At 72.2% G+C, this 3,545-nt stretch carries 5 protein-coding genes; 2 read left to right on the top strand and 3 right to left on the bottom strand.

The genetic code is table 11. The features are described 5' to 3' along the window. Together ACSNOD_RS29750 and ACSNOD_RS29745 are read right to left on the bottom strand one after the other, a co-directional pair. The coding region (locus ACSNOD_RS29750) for a hypothetical protein (RefSeq protein ID WP_436770187.1) at positions 1-196 on the bottom strand (196 nt) is incomplete at its 3' end. Positions 197-199: 3 nt separating this feature from the next. Beyond that, positions 200-979, bottom strand: coding sequence for an ABC transporter ATP-binding protein (locus tag ACSNOD_RS29745; RefSeq protein ID WP_436770186.1), 780 nt, complete (start codon positions 977-979; stop codon positions 200-202). 417 nt (positions 980-1,396) lie between these two features. On the opposite strand from ACSNOD_RS29745, the gene ACSNOD_RS29740 reads away from it, so the two are divergent. Both ACSNOD_RS29740 and ACSNOD_RS29735 read left to right on the top strand, forming a co-directional pair. Next, complete coding sequence (locus ACSNOD_RS29740) at positions 1,397-1,966, top strand: hypothetical protein (protein WP_436770185.1); 570 nt, start codon at positions 1,397-1,399, stop codon at positions 1,964-1,966. Positions 1,967-2,038: 72 nt separating this feature from the next. Continuing rightward, positions 2,039-2,686, top strand: a complete 648-nt coding sequence (locus ACSNOD_RS29735) for an SMI1/KNR4 family protein (RefSeq protein WP_436770184.1) — start codon at positions 2,039-2,041, stop codon at positions 2,684-2,686. 31 nt (positions 2,687-2,717) lie between these two features. Here the strand turns inward: ACSNOD_RS29735 and ACSNOD_RS29730 are convergent, their stop codons facing one another. Beyond that, positions 2,718-3,344, bottom strand: a complete 627-nt coding sequence (locus tag ACSNOD_RS29730) for a TetR family transcriptional regulator (protein ID WP_436770183.1) — start codon at positions 3,342-3,344, stop codon at positions 2,718-2,720. Positions 3,345-3,545 lie beyond the last annotated feature (201 nt).

The following is a 3,545-nucleotide window of genomic DNA, read 5'->3' as shown; positions in this document are numbered from 1 at the left end:
CCTCCCACGCGCCCGCCCCGGAACAGGCGGGCGTGACGAAGGTCAGCGCGAGGCTCGCGGTGCCGGCCACGGCGGGCCAGTAGCCGTGGGCGGTCGAGGACGTCAGGGTGTCATTGAGGAGAAGCGAGAGAAAAAGCCCGAGGCCCACCGCGGCCCACGTCGCCGCGGAGGCCCGCCAGATCACACGCCAGCGCATTTCTCACGCCTCCCGGGAAATGAGCCGGGCGTAAGCGCTTTCGGCCCGGCGTTCCGGGGACGTGTCGGCGCGGGCGTGCGCGAGGAATTCCCGCGCCGGCCCCTGATAGCGCACCCGACCGCGGTCGAGCACCACGACGTCGTCGTACACATCGTGCAGATCTTCCGTCTGATGCGTGGAGACGACGATCCGTACGGCGCCCTTACGGCCCTCCGTGAGGTCGTCCCCGCGGCCGTCGGTGAGATCCAGCAGCAGATCCCGGAACACCTTCCGCTGCGACGGGTCCAGCCCGGCGGTGGGCTCGTCCAGCAGAAGAAGGCGGCTTCGATGGACGAGCGCCCCGGCGATTCCCATGCGGCGGAGCTGACCGCCGGAGAGTTGATGGCCTTTGCGGTCGGCCAGTTGCCCCAATCGGACGGTGTCGAGCGCGGCGCGCGACGCGTCCCACGCGGAACGCCGCGACATTCCCTTGAGCCAGCCGGCGTACGCCACGTTCTCCCGCACCGTGAGGCCGGGCATGGGCGTGACGTCCTGCGGCAGCCAGCCCACCGCCGCCCGGTACGCCTTCCGGTCCGCCCGGCGCCGCGGCGACAGCCCGTCCCAGGACACGGCGCCCTCGGTCGGCGCGAGCCAGGACGCGGCAATGCCCATCAGGGTCGATTTACCGGCGCCATTCGGCCCCAGCAACACGGTGCAGCGACCGGCCATCTCCATATCGACACCGTCGAGAACGGGGGCGCGCCGGCCATAGCGATAGGAACAGCGGGAGAAGTGCAGAACCATGACGCGCGCCATCTGCTCGGAAAGGACGGGAAAACGGCGCGCCGGGATTCGCGCCGGAAGCGCGGGCGTAACCACCGGCCCTCGCGCCCGACATAACGAGATCATCCAAACAGGCGTACGAGAGCACTGTCAATACACTCCGTAACTGGAGCACAGCCCTCCGTTGTCCGTGCGGGGAGGGACATCACCCGACGGTGTGCGACAGGGTGGAATCTCCTTCCCCTCGACCGGGCGCCGCCCCCCTTGGGTCTGCGAGACTGGGCCTCGTTGGGACAGCTCACACAAGCCATCGCGGCGCGGGCTCATGGGGTCCCCCGGCCGGGCGTTTCGCACCCGGCTCACTGGGGATGTCTCTGAGACGATGATCGGGTTGCGCGGCGGGGGCTGTGCTGCCTAGAAAAGCAGTCGGGTGGAGATATGCAGCGCGGTGGCGAACTGGGCGAGGGGACCGGCGACCGGGGTCCGGAGCGCGCCGGGGTTCCCCACGGCGAGGCCAGGCGCGGACGTCATCGGCGGAATGCCGACAGTGGTGGGAGCAGGGGTGGCCGGGTGGGGGTGACCTACAAGTACTTCGGCGCGCCCGACGGGGCGACGGCGGCCCGGGTCCCCATTTCCATGCGCCCGGAGGAGCTCGGCGGCGACGAGCTGGGCATGGGCGGGATGTTCACCAAGATCAAGCCGGAGACGATGGCGGCGATGGTGCTCACGGGCATCGAGGGCATACCCCTGCACAAGGTGCCGCCCCTGGAGCTCGTGGTGCTGCACCCCGACTACGCCGTGGTGAAGCTGCCCATGACGGTCGTCGACCCCCTGCGCGGCGTGGGCGAGGAGACGGTGGGCGCGGCGGCGTTCATCTGGTCCACGGTCCCGGACCGCGGCGGCCCCCGGGACGCGTTCAACGTCTATCAGCTCCTGCACGAGTGGCAGGACTTCTCCCACCGCCTCCACGAGGCGGGCCACCAGCCGTACTGCCTGGTCTGGCCCTGACCCACCGCACCGCGGAGGCCGACAGATCCACTGCGCCGGAAGCGGCTGTTCGGCCCCGAGGAGCCCCGCACCGTGCCCGAACCCGAGGTCTCGGCCGCCTGGCGGCGCATCGACGCGTGGTTGCGGCGTCACGCTCCGGGCTATCGGGCACGCCTCAATCCGCCCGCGAGCGACGCGGAGCTTCGCCGGGCGGAGCAGGACACGGGCGCCACCCTCCCCGGTGATCTGGTGACGTGGTGGCGCCGGGCCAACGGCGTCTCCCCCGAACCGCCGTCCGGCGCGCGCCACCCCGGCCATCTCCTGCCGGAACGCTACGACCCATATCCCGTGGCCAAGGCCCTCGATCTCGCCGCCCTGTACCGGCGCGTCGCACGCGAGACCGCTCCCTCCCCGATGGCCGATCAGCTGGACGCGTTTCTCGCACGGTGCGGCGGAGAACCGGCCGGCACGCTGTACCCGCACGAAGCGGCAGCCGTCTGGCTCCCCCAGTGGCTGCCCATCGCGGGGGACGCCGGAGGGGGCGGCCTCTTCATCGATCTGCGCCCCGGCCCCCTCCACGGATGCGTCGTGCGCCACACCCGCACCGGCCACGCCGACTCCCCGGCGTGGCCGAGTGTCACGAGCCTGCTCACGTACGTCGCCGACGCCCTCGAAGCGGCGCCCTCACCGGCGCCGGGCGCCGGCCTCCGCATCGGGGGGTGGGCCCTCCCCTGCCGGTGAACCGGGCCCGGGCGCGGAGCGACACCGTCGCTCAGGGGCGTTCCGCCGTGAGGTAGCGCTGCACCGTGGGGGCCAGCCAGGCGACGACCTCCGCTCGGGAGAGCTCCACCGCCGGCGGCATCCGCAGGACATACCGGTGCAGGGCCATGCCGATGATCTGCGTCGAGGCGAGCATCGCGCGCGTCGCCGCCTCGGCGGGGTCGGGGCAGACCTCCGCGACCACCGGCGCCAGCCGCTCCCGCAGGATCGTCCGCACTCGCTCCGCGCCCGCGGGGTTCGTGACGGCCACCCGCAGCAGCGCGGTCAGCACGTCGTCCGCCTCCCAGCGGTTCATGAAGTGGTGGACGAGCACCTCGCCGAGCCGTTCGCGGGGCACGGCGGCCAGGTCGGGCAGCCGCAGGTCGATGTGCGAGGCCGCGGCGAACAGGCCCTCCTTGTTGCCGTAGTAGCGCATCACCATCGACGGGTCGACGCCCGCGTCCTTGGCGATGGCCCGGATCGTGGCGCGTTCGTAGCCGTCGCCGGCGAAGCGCTCGCGGGCGGCCTCGAGGATCGCGGCGCGCGTGGCGTCGGAGCGGCGCGGGCGGGGAGCGGGCCCCGCCGGGTCGGCGGGCTCGTCGGCCGGACCGGAAGAGGGGCGCAGAGCGGAGGCGTCCATGTCAACGAGTGTAGGCCAACACCTGTTGACTTCCCAGAGCCGCCGACCTACCGTTGTCAACAAGCGTTGACCAACAACTGTTGACAGTCCGTACCGGCTGCTCAGGAGGCGGCGATGACCCGCAAGCCCGGCACCAGCGACGCCCACCCCACCCGGCCCAGGCCCCCCGACGCGCGATCCGGTCGCACGGACTCGCGGCCC

It is taken from the genome of Streptomyces sp. URMC 123, from assembly GCF_051386515.1.
GTDB lineage: Bacteria > Actinomycetota > Actinomycetes > Streptomycetales > Streptomycetaceae > Streptomyces.
The sequence above is the reverse complement of the archived record's forward strand: the minus strand, read 5'-3'. Positions and strand labels throughout refer to the sequence as shown.